Origin of the sequence: Rathayibacter tanaceti (assembly GCF_001634385.1) — a bacterium.
Classification (GTDB): Bacteria; Actinomycetota; Actinomycetes; order Actinomycetales; family Microbacteriaceae; genus Rathayibacter; species Rathayibacter tanaceti.
On the sequence record NZ_LIIN01000281.1, the window covers coordinates 1 to 965 of the forward strand.

The window sequence follows — 965 nt, forward strand, 5'->3', positions numbered from 1 at the left end:
TCGGCTCGGCCAGCAGCAGGAGCCCGGCGGTCGCGAGGACCGAGAGCACGAAGCCGAGTCGCCCCGCGATCGGCGGATCGGCGACCACGAGCAGGACGACCGTCGCCAGCAGGGCCGGCACTGCCGCTCCCGAACGCCGGCCGAGCCGAGCGAGGAGCACGACGGTCGCCATCACCGCCGCCCGCACCACACTCGGCTCCGGTGTCACGAGCACGACGAAAGCGCCGAGCACCGCGAGCGCCGCAACGGTCCGGAGGCGCCGGCCTGCGCCGAGGAGCGCCGCGACCATCCATCCGGCCAGCACGACGACCGCGCAGTTCGCCCCCGAGACCGCGGTGAGGTGGGTGAGGGAGGCGGTGCGCATGTCCTCCTCGAGCCCCGCGTCGAGCGCGGACGTGTCGCCGGTGGCGAGTCCCGGCAGCAGTCCCGCGACATCGCCGCCGACCCGAGCCGCCCGCTCAAGGAAGCTCGAGCGGAGAAGCTCCGCCACCGCGGCCGCACCCTCCGGTCCGCGCCGCTCCACGATCCTCGAGGCGGTGAGCAGGGTCGCCTCGCCGACGGCCCCCTCTCCCGGCCCCGCGCGCGCCTCGAGCACGAGCTCGGAGGCGACCGGGAGGCGCCCGCCCGGCTCGGCCAGCAGGACGCGGACCGGAGCCGCCACCGCCTCGTCTCCGATCCGCAGCGCCGTCGCCTCGAACCAGACCCCGCCGGTGCGAAGCGGTCGTGCTCCCGTGTCGACGCGGACCGTGACGACCGTCTCGGCGCGGTCCTCGGCGGCCGAGCGGAGCGCCTGCGGGTGGTCTCCGGGCGCGGACACGACGACGGAGGTCAGGGCGAGCGCGGCCCCGGCCGCAGCGACCAGGACGACTCCCGACAGCGCGCGCACTCGGTCACTCCTCAGCAGGAGCAGGCCGGCCGCCGCGCCGACGAGCGACCACGCCACCGGCGCAGCGCGCAGTTCCCGC

General features: G+C 76.7%; 1 protein-coding gene. It reads right to left on the minus strand.

Annotation, left to right across the window (positions count from 1 at the left end; translation table 11 throughout):
• Nucleotides 1-965, minus strand: a 965-nt coding sequence (locus ACH61_RS17135; protein ID WP_201787632.1) for a ComEC/Rec2 family competence protein, incomplete at both ends; no start/stop codon positions are given.